Annotated in this window: 18 protein-coding genes and 1 pseudogene; 12 read left to right on the top strand and 7 right to left on the bottom strand. The window is 60.2% G+C overall.

The window, feature by feature from the left end:
• Positions 1–56: 56 nt before the first annotated feature.
• From AF71_RS23850 to AF71_RS23830, 5 genes are all read left to right on the top strand, one after another.
• Positions 57–878: an ATP-binding cassette domain-containing protein gene (locus AF71_RS23850; RefSeq protein WP_169683470.1), complete on the top strand. Its 822-nt coding sequence runs from the start codon at positions 57–59 to the stop codon at positions 876–878.
• Positions 875–2,134: an ABC transporter permease gene (locus AF71_RS23845; protein WP_018858412.1), complete on the top strand. Its 1,260-nt coding sequence runs from the start codon at positions 875–877 to the stop codon at positions 2,132–2,134. The genes AF71_RS23850 and AF71_RS23845 overlap by 4 nt, the downstream gene beginning before the upstream one ends.
• 54 nt (positions 2,135–2,188) lie before the next feature.
• Positions 2,189–2,917: an SDR family oxidoreductase gene (locus tag AF71_RS23840; RefSeq protein ID WP_169683468.1), complete on the top strand. Its 729-nt coding sequence runs from the start codon at positions 2,189–2,191 to the stop codon at positions 2,915–2,917.
• Positions 2,918–2,919: 2 nt separating this feature from the next.
• Positions 2,920–4,539: an FGGY-family carbohydrate kinase gene (locus AF71_RS23835; protein ID WP_169683467.1), complete on the top strand. Its 1,620-nt coding sequence runs from the start codon at positions 2,920–2,922 to the stop codon at positions 4,537–4,539.
• A 215-nt stretch (positions 4,540–4,754) separates the two neighbouring features.
• On the top strand, positions 4,755–5,243 hold the full coding sequence (locus AF71_RS23830; protein ID WP_169683465.1) for an Rrf2 family transcriptional regulator: 489 nt from the start codon (positions 4,755–4,757) through the stop codon (positions 5,241–5,243).
• Here AF71_RS23830 and AF71_RS23825 read toward each other — a convergent pair.
• The 4 genes from AF71_RS23825 to AF71_RS23810 form a co-directional block, all read right to left on the bottom strand.
• Positions 5,226–6,236, bottom strand: coding sequence for a mechanosensitive ion channel family protein (locus tag AF71_RS23825; protein WP_169683463.1), 1,011 nt, complete (start codon positions 6,234–6,236; stop codon positions 5,226–5,228). The two genes, AF71_RS23830 and AF71_RS23825, sit on opposite strands and share 18 nt — an antisense overlap.
• Before the next feature lie 75 nt (positions 6,237–6,311).
• Positions 6,312–6,731 (bottom strand): cupin domain-containing protein, encoded by a 420-nt coding sequence (locus AF71_RS23820; RefSeq protein WP_169683461.1) that lies wholly within the window; start codon positions 6,729–6,731, stop codon positions 6,312–6,314.
• Positions 6,732–6,754: 23 nt separating this feature from the next.
• Positions 6,755–7,507 (bottom strand): SDR family oxidoreductase, encoded by a 753-nt coding sequence (locus AF71_RS23815; protein ID WP_169683459.1) that lies wholly within the window; start codon positions 7,505–7,507, stop codon positions 6,755–6,757.
• A gap of 75 nt (positions 7,508–7,582) precedes the next feature.
• On the bottom strand, positions 7,583–8,062 hold the full coding sequence (locus AF71_RS23810) for a carboxymuconolactone decarboxylase family protein (protein ID WP_018858418.1): 480 nt from the start codon (positions 8,060–8,062) through the stop codon (positions 7,583–7,585).
• A gap of 126 nt (positions 8,063–8,188) precedes the next feature.
• Here AF71_RS23810 and AF71_RS23805 point away from each other — a divergent pair, with 126 nt between their 5' ends.
• The 5 genes from AF71_RS23805 to AF71_RS23785 all read left to right on the top strand — a co-directional run bounded on the left by AF71_RS23805 (position 8,189) and on the right by AF71_RS23785 (position 12,416).
• Complete coding sequence (locus AF71_RS23805) at positions 8,189–9,088, top strand: LysR family transcriptional regulator (protein WP_169683457.1); 900 nt, start codon at positions 8,189–8,191, stop codon at positions 9,086–9,088.
• Positions 9,089–9,540: 452 nt separating this feature from the next.
• The gene (locus AF71_RS23800) at positions 9,541–9,807 is read left to right on the top strand and encodes a PepSY domain-containing protein (protein WP_169683456.1); all 267 of its coding nucleotides are present in this window, start codon (positions 9,541–9,543) and stop codon (positions 9,805–9,807) included.
• A 1-nt stretch (position 9,808) separates the two neighbouring features.
• Entirely contained in the window at positions 9,809–10,375 is a 567-nt protein-coding gene (locus AF71_RS23795) for a cytochrome b/b6 domain-containing protein (RefSeq protein ID WP_169683454.1), read from the top strand.
• Positions 10,372–11,049, top strand: coding sequence for a response regulator transcription factor (locus AF71_RS23790; protein ID WP_169683452.1), 678 nt, complete (start codon positions 10,372–10,374; stop codon positions 11,047–11,049). The genes AF71_RS23795 and AF71_RS23790 overlap by 4 nt, the downstream gene beginning before the upstream one ends.
• On the top strand, positions 11,046–12,416 hold the full coding sequence (locus AF71_RS23785; protein WP_169683450.1) for an ATP-binding protein: 1,371 nt from the start codon (positions 11,046–11,048) through the stop codon (positions 12,414–12,416). The genes AF71_RS23790 and AF71_RS23785 overlap by 4 nt, the downstream gene beginning before the upstream one ends.
• Positions 12,417–12,435: 19 nt before the next feature.
• On the opposite strand, the gene AF71_RS23780 is transcribed toward AF71_RS23785, so the two are convergent.
• Positions 12,436–12,690 carry a hypothetical protein gene (locus AF71_RS23780; RefSeq protein ID WP_169683449.1) on the bottom strand — a complete coding sequence of 85 codons (255 nt, stop codon included), beginning with the start codon at positions 12,688–12,690 and terminating at the stop codon, positions 12,436–12,438.
• A gap of 153 nt (positions 12,691–12,843) precedes the next feature.
• On the opposite strand from AF71_RS23780, the gene AF71_RS23775 reads away from it, so the two are divergent.
• Positions 12,844–13,677 (top strand): universal stress protein, encoded by an 834-nt coding sequence (locus AF71_RS23775; RefSeq protein WP_169683447.1) that lies wholly within the window; start codon positions 12,844–12,846, stop codon positions 13,675–13,677.
• A 96-nt stretch (positions 13,678–13,773) separates the two neighbouring features.
• Here the strand turns inward: AF71_RS23775 and AF71_RS31870 are convergent.
• Together AF71_RS31870 and AF71_RS23770 are read right to left on the bottom strand one after the other, a co-directional pair.
• Positions 13,774–14,015: pseudogene (locus AF71_RS31870) on the bottom strand (IS630 family transposase); the annotation flags it as partial.
• 76 nt (positions 14,016–14,091) lie between these two features.
• Entirely contained in the window at positions 14,092–15,117 is a 1,026-nt protein-coding gene (locus AF71_RS23770; protein ID WP_169683445.1) for a hydroxyacid dehydrogenase, read from the bottom strand.
• Between the two features lie 246 nt (positions 15,118–15,363).
• Between AF71_RS23770 and scpA the strand changes: the two genes are divergently transcribed.
• Positions 15,364–17,502: a methylmalonyl-CoA mutase gene (scpA, locus tag AF71_RS23765; protein ID WP_169683443.1), complete on the top strand. Its 2,139-nt coding sequence runs from the start codon at positions 15,364–15,366 to the stop codon at positions 17,500–17,502.
• Positions 17,503–17,548: the final 46 nt, after the last annotated feature.

Here is a 17,548-nt window from a genome sequence, read left to right as displayed (position 1 = left end):
TGTCGTCGGGGGGCTCATTGCAGGTATCATGCGAAAATACGGAAAGGCTTGCCTCGATGACGAACAATCAACACGACGCGCCGCCGACCGGCGAGCTGGTGCTTAGCCTGCGTGGCGTCTCCAAGAATTTCGGCGCCGTGTCGGCCCTGACCGATATCGATCTCGACGTGCATGCGGGAGAGGTCGTGGCTCTGGTCGGCGACAATGGTGCTGGAAAGTCGACGCTCGTCAAAATTCTTGCCGGCGTGCACCAGCCGACATCGGGCACGGTCACCTTCGCAGGCAAGCCGGTGACGCTCTCCGACCCCAGCACCGCGCTTGATCTGGGCATTGCGACGGTGTTTCAGGATCTCGCCCTTTGCGAAAATCTGGATGTTGTCGCCAACATCTTCCTTGGCCGGGAGACCAGTCCGCTGCAGCTCGACGAAGTGTCGATGGAGGTGCGTTCCTGGAAGCTTCTGAATGAACTCTCGGCGCGCATCCCAAGCGTTCGCATTCCGATCGCCTCGCTTTCCGGTGGTCAGCGCCAGACGGTGGCGATCGCCCGATCACTGCTCCTGGAACCGAAGCTCATCATGCTCGATGAACCGACGGCCGCACTTGGCGTGGCACAGACGGCGGAGGTCCTGAACCTCATCGAACGGGTCCGCGACCGTGGCCTCGGCGTCATCATGATCAGCCACAACATGGAAGACGTCCGGGCCGTGGCGGACCGCATCGTGGTCCTGCGCCTCGGTCGCAACAATGGAATATTCTATCCCGACGCAACCAACCAGGAACTCGTCAGTGCCATCACTGGAGCTGCCGACAATTCCGTCTCCCGCAGGGCAAGCCGACGCCAGCTGTCGCGGGAGATCACTGATGGAGACAGCCTATGAGCAGCAACGCCAATCAGAACGCGCCATCAGCGCCGTTGCTGGATAGAAGCGACGTTCGCGTCAAACATGAAACCGGCGTCAGCGGCGCCGTCCGGGCTTTCGCAGATCGCGTGCGATCGGGCGACCTTGGATCATTGCCTGTTGTCGTCGGGCTGGTTCTCATCTGGACAGTGTTCGCCTCGCTCAATCCGATCTTCCTTTCGGCCAACAATCTCGTCAACCTGCTGTTCGACGCTTCCACGGTTGGCGTTATCTCGCTCGGCATAGTCTGCATCCTGATGGTCGGCGAGATCGACCTTTCCGTCGGCTCGATCAGCGGCTTTGCCTCGGCACTCGTCGGTATGCTGTGGGTCAACGAAGGCTGGCCGGTTGCCCTGGCGATCCTTGCCGCCCTTGTCGCAGGCGGCCTCATCGGGGCACTGTACGCATTGCTGTTCAATCGCCTGGGAATGCCGAGCTTCGTTTCGACCCTGGCCGGGTTGCTGGCGGTTCTCGGCATGCAACTCTATCTTCTAGGCGCGACCGGTTCGATCAACCTGCCTTACGGTTCGGCGGTCGTGAATTTCGGTCAGCTGCTCGTCATGCCCGATCCTGTTTCCTACGTGCTCGCCGCCATCCCAGGGATCGTGCTGTTCGTGACCGGCTACCGGACCGTCGTTCGCCGGCGTGAGGCAAGCCTGTCCTCACGCTCGCTCGGCAGCCTCGTCTTGCGTGCAATCCTCATCACCGTTGTGCTGGAACTCATCGTCTTCTATCTCAACCAGGACCGCGGCATTCCGTGGATGTTCGGCCTTTTCGTGGGATTGGTCGTGGCCATGAGCTACGCGCTGACCCGGACCAAGTGGGGGCGCTCAATGACCGCTGTTGGCGGCAATCGCGAGGCTGCGCGCCGCGCCGGCATCAATGTCCGCCTGATCTACACGAGCGCCTTCATGCTCTGCTCGATACTGGCTGCGCTGGGTGGCGTGCTGTCTGCGGCTCGTCTTGCATCGGCAAGCCAGCAGGCCGGCACGGGCGACGTCAACCTCAATGCCATCGCTGCTGCCGTCATCGGCGGAACCAGCCTGTTTGGCGGTCGCGGCAGCGCCTATTCGGCCCTGCTCGGCATCATCGTCATCCAGTCGATCGCCAACGGACTGACGCTGCTCGATCTGTCATCGTCGCTTCGCTACATGATCACGGGCGCCGTTCTTGCCATTGCCGTCATCGTCGATTCACTCGCACGCCGTTCAAGAGTGTCGCACGGACGCGCGTAGACCCAAGATAAAGGTCCCAAGGTAAAAGGTCCAAGATAAAAGGTAAGGAATGCTATGAGACAGGAACTTTCGGGAAAGGTCGCAGCGGTCACCGGCGCGGCTTCGGGGATCGGCCTTGAATGCGCCAAGGCGCTGCTTACCGAGGGCGTCAGTGTCGTTCTCATCGATCGGGCAGAGGATTCATTGAGGAATATCTGCTCTGAACTCGGCCCCCAGGCATTTCCGCTGGTCATCGATCTGACGAACCCGCAAAGCGTTGCAACGATGATGCCGCAGATCCTGGAAAAGTTCGGCAAGCTTGACATCTTCCACGCCAATGCCGGTGCCTATATCGGCGGCGATGTCGTCGAAGGGGATCCCGATGCCTGGGATCGCATGCTGAATTTGAACGTCAATGCTGCCTTTCGCTCCGTTCAGGCCGTCCTGCCGCATATGGTTGAACGGCAGACCGGCGACATCATCATGACGAGCTCGATCGCGGGCCTCGTTCCGGTGGTTTGGGAGCCGATCTACACTGCCTCCAAGTTCGCCGTGCAGGCGTTTGTTCACACTGTTCGGCGACAGGTGATGAAGCATGGCATCCGCGTCGGCGCCGTCGCGCCGGGCCCCGTCGTCACCGCCCTGATCAGCGATTGGCCGAAGGCCAAGCTCGAGGAGACCATCGCAGCAGGCGGTCTGATGGAAGCCAGCGAAGTGGCCGACGCCGTCATGTTCATGCTGACGAGACCGCGCAACGTGACAATTCGCGACCTTGTCATTTTGCCTCACAGCACGGATCTCTAGACATGGCACGCTATTTTCTCGGCATTGATGTCGGTACCGGCAGCGCGCGCACGGGGGTATTCAACGAGAGCGGCGATCTACTCTCATCAGCCAAGCAGCCGATTGCCATCTGGCATGAGGCTGGCGGCGTCGTGGAGCAGTCCAGCGAGGATATCTGGCGGGCGGTGTCCGGCACCGTTCGTCAGGCCGTCGCAGATGCGGGCATCGACCCGGCCTTGATCGCCGGCATCGGCTTCGACGCCACCTGTTCGCTGGTGGCTGTCGGCGGGGGCGGAGCTCCGATCAGCCTCAGCCGTTCCGGTGACCCCGACAGAAACATCATCGTGTGGATGGATCACCGGGCGGTCGCGGAAGCCGACGAAATCAACGACGGCGGGCATGCGGTGCTGCGTTATGTCGGTGGCCGCATCTCGCCCGAGATGGAGACCCCGAAACTGCTGTGGCTGAAGCGGCACCTCCCCGAGCAATACCAGGCGGCCGCCCACTTCTTCGACCTTTCCGACTATCTGACGTGGCGTGCCACGGGAAGCCTGGCACGATCGGTCTGCACGGTGACCTGCAAATGGACCTATCTCGCCCATGAAGGGCGCTGGGACGCCGACTATTTTCGGGCCATCGGCCTGGAGGATCTGGCCGCCGATGAATTCAGGCGGATCGGGACGGATATTGTCGCGCCGGGCGTCGCGCTCGGCACCGGGCTTTCCGTCGAAGCGGCTGCCGAGCTCGCCCTGCCGGTCGGCACGCCTGTTGGCGCCGCGCTCATCGATGCGCATGCCGGAGGCATTGGAACGCTGGGCGCAGGTGAGATCGAAACAGAACGAAGCGCCGACATCGGCCGACGGCTCGCCTATATTTTCGGGACCTCGGCTTGCTCGATGGCGACAACAGGGCAACCCACCTTCGTCGACGGGGTCTGGGGTCCGTATTTTTCCGCGATGGTTCCAGGCCTCTGGCTGAACGAGGGCGGACAGTCGGCGGCAGGCGCCGCGATTGATTATCTGGTGCGCATGCACCCGGCCGCCGGCGCAATCGAGGCGCGTGCCAAGGCGGAGGGACTGTCGCTCGTCGGCTATCTGGAGCGAGCAGCCGCTCGCGCAGGGGATGGTGTTGCCGACCTCGCCGACGGCATTGTCGTCGTGCCCGAATTTCTTGGCAACCGGGCGCCCTTTGCCGACCCTGATGCGCGAGCCCTGATCGCCGGATTGACGCTCGACGAAAGCGAGGCTTCGCTTGTCGCACTTTACGTGGCGGGCCTTGCAGGTCTCGGCTGCGGGCTGCGGCAACTGCTTGACGCATTGGCCGACAAGGCGATCGATATCGACTTGATCGTGGCCAGTGGTGGCGCGGCAAACAGCCCCCTCGTCCTGCAGATGATCGCGGATTCCACGGCAACGGAGGTGGCCAGCGTGACAAGCCCTGAGCCGGTGCTGCTTGGGGCTGCAATGCTCGGGGCGGTCGCCGGCGGGCACTTCCCGGACCTTTCCAGCGCGATGGCTGTCATGTCGCGTATTGCAAAGGTCTATCGCCCTGTTTCAGGGGCGCTTCGAGACAAGCACGATCGGCGATATCAGGCGTTCAAGCTGCTGCAGGAAACGGGTCGTCGATTGCGAGAGATGATCTGACAAGGCTGGTGTCGTCCACATCCCTTTGCTTCCATGTTGCAGCCCGGGGGTGCCTGAATACCGGAGCAGATCGGTCCCGGGCTTCACGGCTGGTCGCTGGCTGATTGCTGGCGACCTGGACGCTTGTTGCTTTCTTGTCCCGTTTACATTGCCGCGAAATAGGGATATTTTCTGTCCTTAATAGGTGCCGCTCGGTACCCTTTCGGATGGAAATGATGATCCTGAAAAGCCAAGTCGAATGGGCGCTGCATTGTTGCGCCATACTTGCCGGTCTGCCCGAAGGCCGTTACCTGTCGACGAAGGCGTTGGCCGAGTTCCACGGACTTCCGAAGGAATATCTTTCGAAGGCGCTGCAGAGCCTTTCTCAAGCAGGTCTCGTTCATACGACGCTCGGCCCATCTGGCGGCTACAGACTGGCAAGAGCACCCGCCGATCTGACCTTTCTCGACATCGTCGAGGCCGTCGAAGGCAAGGCGCAGACCTTTGTCTGCAACAACATCAGAGCCAACAATCCCTGTCGGCCCCACGATTATTGCGAAAGCAGTCCATGCGCGGTGGCGCGCGTCATGTGGGAAGCCGACGAAGCGTGGCGCCAGAAATTGCGCAGCGTCAGCTTTTCCGATCTGATCGAGACCCTTGCGAGGGATATTCCGCAAGACCTTTGGAAGAACAGCTTCGAGTGGGTGTTAGAGCGAGCTGGCTGATCGCAGCTTGACCTCGCTTGGGTCGGGCAATGCGTAGAGATAGCTCTGTGGGGGCATTGCGAGCGAGAGCCCGCTTTCCCGGCAGTGGCTGTGGACGAGATCGATCACTTCGTTGCGCGCCGGCGTCCTGTTTGCTGGACTGGTCACGCGAAACTGCAATTCTGCCTCGATTGCGACAGCATCGATCCCCTTGAGAGCGACGATCGGCGGAGGATCCTGGACGATGCGCGTGCTTGATTGCAACGCGGTTCGCAGCGCCTCCTCGACAAGCTGCGGGCTATGGTTTGCCGCGATCCGGACAAGCAGCGTGATCTGATGCGTTTCATCGGGACGGCTGAGGTTGGTAAGACCCACCTTCGCAAGGACGCTATTGGGCAGAATGACGACATTGTGAGCGCCGGTGAGCAGAAAGGTGGAGCGCCAGTTGTTCTCGATGACGCGGCCCTCGGTGCCGTCGCCAAGCAAGATCCAGTCACCGATGGCAAAGGGCCGGCCCAATGTCAGCGCGATCCCCGAGAACACGTCGCCAAGCGTATTTTGCAGCGCCAGGCCGAAGATGATGGCAACCACACCCGACGTTGCCACCAGGGTGCCGATGGGCGCTTTGAAGACGAAGCCCAGGATGGACAGCGCGACACCGAGATAGACGACGGCAACGATCAGATCCTGCAACAGCCGCGCTTCCCGCGGCCTCTTTTCCAGAACGATATAGATCCGTACGAAGCCGATGAGGGTCCATGCCAGATGTGTCCACCACAATACCCTTGCCGAGATGGACAGGAATGCCATCACGCCGGCAAGCTGCGTCTCCTCAACGCGATGAGGCAGGATGCCTGCCATAACGAGGACGGCGGTCATGCCTGCAAAGAAGAGGATCTGGACGATCAGCCGGGCAGTCGGGCGGTCACGGCCCTGGAGATGCCAGACAACAATGCCGGCTACGCCCAGAATGTTGATCAGAACAAGCGGCAACGAAAGTGGGTCGTTGAACATGGCAGCTCCGATCGCGATAATTGCTGCGCTTTGGGGGGGGCCGAGTGCGCGATCGACACCCGGCCCCGTCCTCGCCTACTTCTTCAAGGGATAGGTCAGCTCTTTCTGGTCGGTGTCAACCACGAAAACGGCAAGGAGCTTGGCCGGCTTTGCCTTGCTGCCGTTTGCGCTGACGCCATGACGGTCGCCAGGCATCTCCGAGAAGCTCTCGCCGGCCTTGTAGGTTTTCACCGGCCCATCATTGACCTGGCTGCGGATCGAGCCTTCGAGGACCGTTGCATAGATGAAGGCGGAATTCGGATGCGTGTGCCCCTCGGAAAAGCCGCCCGGACCATACTCGACCAGAACACCCTTGATGCTCTTGCCCGGGGCGTTCGGCAGTTCATGCTCATAGACGAGCGTGACCTTGGCAGCCTTGCCGCCTGCCTCGGCGGCAAAGGCTGTGTTGAATGATGCGGCTGCGAGCGCAGCCGCGACAAAAAGCGACTTCATCATTTCGAGATTCCTTTCGTGGGTGGTTATTTCCGCAAGGATGATTTGAACCATTGCTCGAAGGTGATCTGTCCCAGGCGGGGGCTGTTGTCCGAGACCAGTGAACCATCCTCCAGCAGGGCGCCGAAGTAAGGCGCCTGCGGATCCGGCTCGACCTTGCGTGGATCGCCCATCGCCTTGAGGTAGCGAGCGACGAGTTCAGTGAGCCTGAAGCGTTCCGGCCCGGCGATTTCGATCGTTGTGTTGACGGGGGCAGCAAGGGTCACATCCGTCATCGCGTCGGCAACATCGTCGGAGGCGATCGGCTGCACATAGGCCGGTGACAGATGAACCTTGTCGCCGACCGTGCCCGACTGCGCGATACCGCTCAGGAATTCCATGAACTGCGTCGAATGAACGATCGTGTAGGGAACGCCGGAGGCCTTGATCAGCCTTTCCTGGGCGAGCTTGCCGCGGAAGTAGCCGCTTTCCTGCAGCCGCTCGGTCCCGACGACTGACAGCGCGATATGGTGCTTGATGCCGGCGGTCTTCTCAGCCGCAAACAGATTGCGTCCCGAGGTTTCGAAGAATTCCAGCACGGCCCGGTCTTCGAAGGACGGCGAATTGGCGAGATCGACGACGACCTCGGCACCGGCAAGTGCGGCGGCCAGTCCTTCGCCGGTGATCGTGTTGACACCGGTGTTCGGAGAGGCGGCAATCACCTCATGTCCCCGCTTGCGCAGGCGGTCCACTGTCTTGGAGCCGATAAGGCCGGTCCCGCCGATGATGACAATCTTCATGGGACTTCTCCCTTTCGAGCGGCCGCCGGCCGCGGTGCTGATGGCTATGAGGTTGCAGGCCTAGTTGAGGCCGGCTTAGTTGAGGCCTGCCTTGTCGAGGCCATAGGCCTTGTCGGCGGAGCCGGGTACTGCCTTGAAGGCGATGCTCGCGCGGTTCCAGGCATTGATGACCATGATCGAGAAGGTCAGGTCGGAGACTTCCTTTTCCGAGAGCTGACCACGGACCCGCTCGTAGAGTTCGTCGGGAATTCCGCCTTCCGGAAGTTTCGTGACGGCCTCGGTCCAGGCAAGAGCTGCCCGCTCGCGCGGAACGAAGAGGTTCGATTCACGCCAGATCGCGACATGATAGAGGCGCAGTTCGCTTTCGCCGTGGATCTTGGCTTCCTTGACATGCATGTCGAGGCAGAAGGCGCAACCGTTGATCTGGGAAGCCCGGATGTTCACGAGATCGCGGATTTTCTGCTCGATGGTGCTGTCCTTCAAGCTCATGCTGAGATCCGAGATCTTCTTGAAGAGTTCAGGGGAATGCTGTGCGTAGTTGAGGCGCTGTGACATGTCTGTCTCCTTAATTAAGGATATCATGTATCCTTATGGACATAGGATATCCGTAATTGCTGGACAGTAAAGCGCTTCCGACCTAGACTGCTGCATAAGGCTTATGTCGAAATGTATGGGGGACGAATGGACATCGTATCTGCGCTGAGAGCCTTTCTAAGGGTTGCGGAGACGGGCTCCTTTTCTGCAGCGGCGATCGACCTTGACCTGACACAGCCGGCGGTCTCCCGGCAGGTCTCCGCTCTGGAAGGACATCTCAACACGCGCCTGCTGCATCGTAGCACGAATGCACTTGCCCTGACGGTCGAGGGCGAGCAGATGATTGCGATGGCGCTGAAGGTGGTCGAAGCAGTGGACGCGCTCAACGAAGCGACCTGTGCCGAGGCCACCACGGTATCCGGTCGGGTGCGGCTCACCCTGCCCGCGCCGCTCGGTCTTTACGTCAGCGAGCGTCTTGCCGGTCTGCTCGATCGCCATGCCGGGCTTTCCGTCGAGTTGATTTTTCGCGAGGAGGCGTCCGACCTGATCGGCGATGGCATCGACCTTGAAGTGCGCCTCGGCCCCGTCTCTGACTGCAATCTGATGTGCCGGCGGATTGGATGGACGACCGCCTTTCTCGTTGCGGCACCGAGCTATGTCGAACGACGAAGCATGCCCGAAACGCCCGACGACGTCGGCGGCCATGACTGCATCTGCTACAGCCGCGCAGGAGATTTGCGGTCGTGGACATTTTCCAATGGTTCCGACGAGACCTCGGTGCGCATCGCGCCACGCCTGATTGCCAACAATGCGGTCGCGGTGCATCGCGCGGTACTGGCCGGGGGCGGTCTTGCAGTGCTCTCGCATATCCTCGCCTGCCCCGACATCGAGGCCGGCAGGCTGATAAACGTGATGCCCGATTTTCCTCCGGCACGCCTGCCGATCAACGTCGTCTACCCATCGCGCAAGAACCTGCCGTTGCGGGTCCGGGCGGTCCTTGATTTCCTGGCGCAGACGGTGAGGGACGACCCGTTGATGGCCTCCTAGGATTTGCCGCACGTCGTGGTCGAGGTCGTTGAAGTCGATGGCCTCTGCCGGTTCGGTCTCCAATGGGAAGTGAAGTGGGTGATCTACGGCCGCCGGTGCTTTCGTCCTGACCGTGCCAGCGAGGATCATGCAGAAGCTCAAGGCGCGGCATCAATTGAGCTCAGGAATGCTAAGCCCGGCGTGAAGCGACGCGTGGGCATTCGTTCGGACGGAGATGTGTTTGAAGCTGGAATGCCCCGAGAACCCGAATTTTCGCGACACTAACGAGCCTTCCGGCCGGATGTGCGCCTGCTGCCGTTAACCGCTGCCAGGCCCGAGCGCGACGGGGCACTGGCGCAAAGCGAGAAACGACGCTCGTTGGATGATAGTTCGTCAGACAGGAAACCGACAGCTTCCCAGTCGTATCGGTATCCCCGTCTCCCGCAACGGGTTACCAACAGAGGACATCTTCCATGAAACTGAAACTTATCGCCGCCATCGCTATCACATCCGCAATGCCGGGCTTGGCGCTCGCAAGCCCGAGCTGCACCGGTGAACCGAAGTCCAAATGGATGTCTGAAGAAGCCATGAAGACAAAGATCGACGCCATGGGCTACAAGGTCAAGACGTTCGAAATCACGGGCAACTGCTACGAAATCTACGGCAGGGACAAGAACGGCAGTCGGGCCGAGGTCTATTTCAACCCGGTTTCTGGTGCCATTGTCCAGAACGGAGACTGAGATGACGCGGGTCTCATCGATGACGGAGGGCTCAAGGCCCTCCACCACTGCCACGTGCACGCTCCAGGTGTGGGATCCCGTCGTCCGGGCATTTCATTGGACGGTCGTCGTGGCATGCATGCTCAACCTCTTCATACTTGAGGAGGGCAAGTACTGGCACCGTGTCACAGGATATGTCGTTGCCGCCGCGATTGTCGTCCGTACTGTCTGGGGCTTCGTCGGTACCGAACATTCTCGCTTCAGTGATTTCGTGCCAACGCCTTCGAAGGTGATGGCTCACATCGTGGACATCCGCAATCGGAATGAAAAGCGCTACATCGGCCACAACCCTTTAGCTTCGGTGATGATGCTCTGCCTGATGGCATTGCTGGCGGCTACAGCGCTGACGGGCTGGATGACGACGCTCGATGCCTTCTGGGGAGAAAAGTGGCTGGAGGAATTGCACGGCGCAATCGCCAACAGCATCATGGTCCTGGCGTTCATCCACGCCGGCGCCGCCGTTTTCGAAAGCTGGAGGCACCGGGAAAATCTCGTCTGGTCCATGGTTACTGGTCGGAAGAAGGCATGAGAATTCTGCTCATCGAGGACAGCGCACGTCTTCGCGAACTGCTTTGCGAGGCCATCAGACGCGTCGGTTGGAAAATCGACGCCTTCGCGACCGCGCAGGAGGGACGGCTCGCTGCTGAGGGCGCGGACTACGATCTTCTCCTTCTTGATCTCGGCCTGCCTGACGAGGACGGGATCGATCTTCTGATATCACTGCGAGGTGCAAAGGTTCAGACGCCCGTTCTCGTGCTGACGGCGCGCGGCGCGATCGACGAGCGTATCGCTGGCTTGGATGCAGGCGCGGATGACTACCTCGCGAAGCCCTTTCATAACGGAGAGCTGATCGCGCGCATTCGCGCTCTCATGCGGCGGGCTCCTGTCACCACGATGCCGACATTGGAATTCGCTAACATCCAATTCGATATCGCTTCGCGACGAGTAACCTGCGCCGACGCAGAGATCGCACTAACGCCATCGGAGAAGGATCTACTCGAACTTCTGATGCGCAATGGCGGCAAGGTGGTCTCCAAAATCAAGATAGAGCACGCATTTTCACAATACGGCGATGAAAGAAGCAGCAATGCTGTCGAACTGACGATCTCGAGGCTGCGCAAGAAGCTCGAAAGACATCGGACGGGCTCGTCGATCGAAACTGTAAGAGGAGTCGGCTACATGATACGAGAGGAGCGCGTGTGAGCCGTTCACGTCCTACCCTCGGTGCAATCCTGACCAGACGGATTGCGTTCTTTGCAGTACTCGCAATGGTCCTGCAACTCTCCGTAATATTCTCCGACTATTATTGGAACGTTGGCGAGCTGTCGCGCCTGTTTGTCGAGCAGGAAACCGAGCGTCTAGCCTCCGGCATAACCGTGGATGGGAAAAGCGTCCGATACCAGCTTCCCGATAATGTCAGACATCGCTACCAAGAGCGATCATCGGGCTATGTCGCGAGGATACGCGATGCTACCGGCGCACTTGTGTTCGAGTCCTGCGACGAGGCCTGCGAAAGCCGGTTTCTTCCAGCGGATGTAAACCCGCCGGATTTTTGGCTGAGGTCTCTAAAGCCAGGCAAGCCGTTATCACTGGTCGGCGGTCGCGCATTCGTGGTTGGAAATCAACGGTTCGTCGTCGACGTCGCAACGATCGACGATCCGCAAGACGTCGTCTCCTCCGTCTTCTGGAAGGAGGTGGTCGAACATATGCTGGTGCCGATGAGTATCTTGCTGGTCCTCGTTCTCGGTGCCACCCTGCTCTCCGTACGACAGGCCCTGAAGCCGGTGCGTGCAGCAGCCAACGCCGCCGACAAGATTGATCCGATGGACGCAAATTCGCACCTGAGTTTCGACGAGATGCCGCGTGAGGTCGCCCATCTCGCCATCGCTGTCAATCGCGCCTTCGAGCGCGTCGGCGAACTGATGACGTCACAGAAAGTTCTCACATCGGGCATCGCGCACGAAATTCGTACCCCACTTGCGGCGATCAAGCTTGAGCTGGGAAGCATCGACCATCCGCGTGCCCGCAGGGCGGAAATCGATCTGGACGACCTCGTACGCTTCGTCGCTGAACTGACGACCCTCGCCCGACTTGATGGCTTCGACCACGGGACCTTTGAGGCCGTTGACCTCGTTGTACTGTCGTCCTCCGTAGTCGAGCAACTCGCACCATGGGTCTATGAGAACAACCACTCTCTGGCGTTCTGTCCTCAAGTAGAAACCGCCATTGTCCAAGGGGCGCCCGCGCTACTGCGAGACGCCGTGCGTAATCTCGTCGAGAATGCAGTACGCCATACGCCGGCAGGCACTGATGTTCTTGTGAAGGTAGGCAGCAATATGGTCCGTGTCGAGGATCGGTATCCAGGTGGTATGCGTCGAGAAATCAGTGCGTCCGACTGCAATGGCAGCCTCGGCATCGGGTTGAAGATCGTCAGGCGGATTGCTGAATTGCACCGGGCCTCGCTTCACCAGTCCAAGTCCAGGCTGGGTCATGCCTTCGAGATTAGTTTCGAAAGGAAGAGCGGGGAAGGCACGCCCGAAATCGCCGGCCGGCGATGGGGTCGGGCGTAAGAAACTATGGTTTCCGGCCTTAACGAGGCAACGAGACCAATGTCTGGAGCAAGGCTTTCTCGTCCTTGCCAGAACGTGCAGCAATGTCGGTCACTGCCGCGTCGGGTACGGCCGCCGCAAAGCCCTGCCTCCCGCCAGAAGAAGCGAAGGCGAGAACCTGCTCGAACGGGCGGACGACGACCATTGGGTCGTCGCGATGATGTCGCCGCGAACGCTCGACTGGGCGACAAGAGAGCTTTTCTGTCCGCTTCGCCGGAAGCATGCGGCTCGACATGATGAGCGCTAATCGCCTCTTAAAACAGGCTCACGCCCAGCGGTTCTCGCCGGAGTTCTCAATCCGACTTGGGACCCCACCGACGTCGACGAACAGCAAGGAAACTTTCCTGGAACGTGATACGATCACAGCCGTCAGGAAGGAGGCACTGTGATGAGCATCAAAACCGCTATGTGTGTCTTTGACGTCGATTGCTGGGACGAGGACGTCAAGTCGGCAATAGAGTTTTGCGAAACGCAGGGCGCTCATATGAGCGCCCTTGTGATCTGCATGGGGGGCATTCCATCGGTCGGCACCTATGAAGCGATATCGACGAGCTGGCTCGATGGCCAGGAAAGGGAAATCGGCCACCTCGCCGAGGAAACGAATGCGGTCATAGAGGTTCTAGAAAAAGCCAATCTGTCGTTTGATGTTAAGGAGATCTACACTGAGTTCGGATGGGCTGAGGAAGACATTGCTGAGCATGCGCTTTACGCCGATCTCGTCCTTGTTGGCGCGCAAGCCGCCGGCAATGAGGCCCTTCAGAGGCGTATCATCGATGGCACGTTGTTCCGGTCCCCGACACCGATCCTGATCAACCCCCGCAAGCAGGCTGTATGCTCGTTTCCGAAGTCGATCCTGCTCGCTTGGGACTCGAGCGACGAGGCAGCACGGGCCGCCCACCAGTCCATGGAATTCTTGCAGGGCTGTGATTCCGTGCATGTTACGATCGTGGCCCCCGCCGTGAGAAGTTTGGAGAAAGGCGAAGAGCCCGGATCTGACATCGCCACCTTCCTCACCCGCCACGGCGTGAAGGTCGTGGTTGACCAGGTGGCCACCGGCGGGCGGCGCGTGGACGAGGCCTTGCGACAACACGCGACGGACGTGACAGCCGACATGGTCGTCATGGGCGCCTACAACCACCCACGGATACAGCAGCGCCTGTTTGGAGGTGTGACCCGTTCGATGCTGAAAGAAAGCCGGATCCCGCTCTTCCTGTCGCGGTAATGTCGAAGGCTGGCGGCCGGTTACGTGGCCTGGCCGGCAGATGGCCGTGCTGTGCCTGTGTCCGCGAAGGTTGTCTAGCACGTCCAAATCGGGCGCCACAGTCGCATCGATCGCTGTCAGGAAGTCCAGGAACTCGGTGGCAAGATGCCGCTTATGGCATGTGCCGAGACAATACCGGCGGCGACTTCGCAAGCTGCAAACAACGTCGTTGTGCCATGCCGAACATAAGAATGCATGCGCCGTTCATGGACGCCAGACCTCCTCGGCAACAGTGGCTGCGCGCGAGAGTGTGCTTGGATTTGGCTATTCTTGGCCATACTGGGAACCAGCCGCCGATTGTGTCGACCAGTCGCGTTTGCCATTGCTCAATCACCCATGAAGAGGCCGAGCAATGTAGCGTCAGATCCAAGATGACTAGGACACCGTCACAGGCTTCGACCGGAGCCGACTGACCGTCGCCAGATCTGCCCGTCGGCAAAGTTGCGGAGGCAATCCTCTCATTATCAGTTCGGCATCGGCGACGGCCATGGAGCCCAGGGCATAGAAAGCATCGCGCGTTCCACCGGTGCGATGCGCCGAAAGAAGGATCCCCGGTACGGAACGCACGGGATCATTTGCAGGCACCGGCTCTTCGGGAAAGACATCGGTCGCGACACGGATGTGACCGGATTCGGCAGCTGCCAACATCGCAGGAAAGTCTACCACCGCGGCGCGGCTCATAAGAATGAAAGCAGCGCCTTTCCTCATCATTGCGAACTCTCGCCTGCCCAGAAATGATTGGTTTTCACTCGTCACGCTGGCAAAGACAAAAACCAGCTGGCTTTCTGTCAGCACTTCTTCCAAAGGCGTCGGAATGCAGTCTGCATTGGTAATGATCTCCCGAGGGAGCCACGGATCGAAAACCCGAACTGTGTTCTTGAACGGCCGGATCAGGTCTCTGAACTGTCGCCCAAGATCGCCGAACCCGATGATGCCGACCGGCGCTCCCGCGAACCTGAAGGTCGCGTGGTTACCAGCCAACCCATATTGTTCGACGCCTGCCCGGAAGTCTCGGTCCGCCTGAGTGATACCGCGCGCAAGATCGAGCCCCATGGCCAACGCCGCCTCGGCTACCGGGGGCGCGAAGGCTGCAGCTGGCGTGATGACCCAGATCCCTCGCTCCACGCAGGTCTTGTAATCGATATTGGGCAAGAAGTTGGATTCGACGTTGATAATCGCCTTCAATTTCGTCGCTCGATCCAGGCGCTCCCTTGGCATGTCCGTTTGCCCGAAGATGAGCACGGCATCTGGCAGGAGCTCGTCTACGAGTGCCGAGGGCATCGGTTTGTCCTCTGAAACGACGACCTCCCCTAGCCGCTCCAACCTCGCGCGGACGTCGGGCTCCATGATTAGGTCAAGGGTACGTGGCAATGGATCGACGATGACTACGGCGCGGCTCATGTTTCCTCCCATCGAACAAAGGATGGCTATAGTAGTGGAATGTTGAAAGAATCACAGCGTCGGGAACCAGTTCAGTCTCGTGCAGCATCGCAGCGGCTGCCTGATAACTTTTTGGGGCTGCCTAAGGCCCCCTTCAGACCAGCAAGTTTTCCGGAATAGCTTCTTCATAAAATATCCTAAAGCTCTATCGCGCCTCGCGTCGTTAAAGTGCTAGCCTGCGGCAAAAGAAGAATGCCGGAGGATAGCATGACGAAGAAAACGCTTGGCGACTGGCAGGCTCTCGCCGAAAAAGAGCTGAAGGCCTCGCCCGAGACGCTCGTCTGGCACACGCCCGAAGGGATAGACGTCAAGCCGCTCTATACCGAGGGCGATATGGAGGGTGCCGAGCACCTCGGGTCGCTGCCGGGTTTTGCACCCTTTACCCGCGGGCCCCGTGCCACGATGTATGTTGGCCGCCCCTGGACAATCCGGCAATATGCCGGCTTTTCCACGGCGGAAGCCTCCAACGCCTTCTACCGCAAGGCGCTCGCTGCCGGCCAGCAGGGCGTTTCCGTGGCCTTCGATCTTGCAACCCACCGCGGCTATGACAGCGATCATCCGCGCGTCGTCGGCGATGTCGGCAAGGCAGGAGTTGCGATCGACAGCGTCGAAGACATGAAGATCCTGTTCGATGGCATCCCGCTGGAGAAGATCTCGGTCTCCATGACGATGAACGGCGCGGTCATTCCGATACTTGCGAGCTTCATCGTTGCCGGCGAGGAACAGGGTGTGTCCCGGGCCGAGCTTTCGGGGACGATACAGAATGACATCCTCAAGGAGTTCATGGTCCGCAACACCTACATATATCCGCCGGAGCCCTCCATGTGCATCGTTGCGGATATCATCGAATACACGGCAAGGGAGATGCCGAAGTTCAACTCCATTTCGATCTCCGGCTATCACATGCAGGAGGCCGGCGCGACGCTTGTTCAGGAACTCGCCTTCACGCTCGCCGACGGGCGCGAATATGTTCGTGCCGCGCTCGCCAAGGGATTGAACGTCGATGATTTTGCCGGCCGCCTCTCCTTCTTCTTCGCCATCGGCATGAATTTCTTCATGGAGGCAGCGAAGCTGCGTGCTGCGCGCCTGCTATGGACGCGCATCATGGAGGAGTTCGAGCCCAGGAAACCGTCCTCCCTCATGCTGCGCACGCATTGCCAGACATCGGGCGTCTCGCTGCAGGAGCAGGATCCCTACAACAACATCATCCGCACCGCCTTCGAGGCAATGTCTGCGGTTCTGGGCGGCACTCAGTCGCTCCACACCAATTCCTTCGACGAGGCAATCGCCTTGCCGACGGAGTTTTCTGCCCGCATCGCCCGCAACACGCAGCTCATTCTTCAGCATGAGACGGGCGTAACCAATGTCGTTGATCCACTTGCGGGCTCCTACTATGTCGAGAGCCTGACAAAGGCGCTTGCCGACAAGGCCTGGGCCCTGATCGAAGAGGTCGAGGCACTCGGCGGCATGACCAAGGCGGTGAACGAGGGATTGCCCAAGCGGCTCATCGAGGAAGCGGCGACGCGACGCCAGGCGGCGGTCGACAAGGGTGAAGAGGTCATCGTCGGCGTCAACAAATATCGTCTCGACACGGAAGAAGAGCTCGAGATCCTGGCGATCGACAATGCAGCCGTGCGCGCCGCCCAGATTGCGCGGATCGAAGACACGAAACGCCGCCGCGATGGCGTTACAGTACAAGCGGCCCTCAAGGTGCTTGAGGAGGTCGCAAGCAGCGGCAAGGGGAACCTGCTTGCGGCAGCCATCGAAGCGGCGCGCGCGCGGGCAACTGTTGGCGAGATTTCGGATGCCATGCGTCGGGCCTTCGGGGACCACGCAGCAGAGCCCGAGGTCATCAGGGACGTCTATGGTCAAGCCTACCGCAACGAGCCGGAGCTCGCAGTCCTGAAGGACCGCATGGTCGAAGTCGGCAAGGTCCTCGGTCAGAGGCCGAGAATCATGGTTGCCAAGCTTGGCCAGGACGGTCATGACCGCGGCGCCAAGGTGATCGCCTCGGCGTTTGGCGACATTGGCTTTGATGTGTTGGCGGGCCCCCTCTTTCAGACGCCAAAGGAAGCCGCCGACCTCGCGGTGGCCAGCAAGGTACATGTGGTTGGCATGTCGTCGCTGGCGGCTGGCCACAAGACACTGGCACCGCAACTGGTTGACGAACTCAAGGCACAGGGCGCCGGCGATGTCATCGTCGTGGTGGGAGGGGTCGTTCCGCGACAGGATTACCAGTACCTGATGGACCACGGGGTTGCGGCAGTCTTCGGCCCGGGCACGAATGTTCTCGATGCCGCAAATTCCGTGCTCGATCTGCTCGAGGGCAAACGGCGAAACCGCTAGATCCAGGCAGCGCGACGACGGCGTTTTTCGCCGTTGCCGGGCGTTC

The organism is Rhizobium sp. 57MFTsu3.2 (genome assembly GCF_012932765.1).
GTDB lineage: Bacteria > Pseudomonadota > Alphaproteobacteria > Rhizobiales > Rhizobiaceae > Rhizobium > Rhizobium altiplani.
This window is presented reverse-complemented; position numbering and strand designations above follow the sequence as displayed.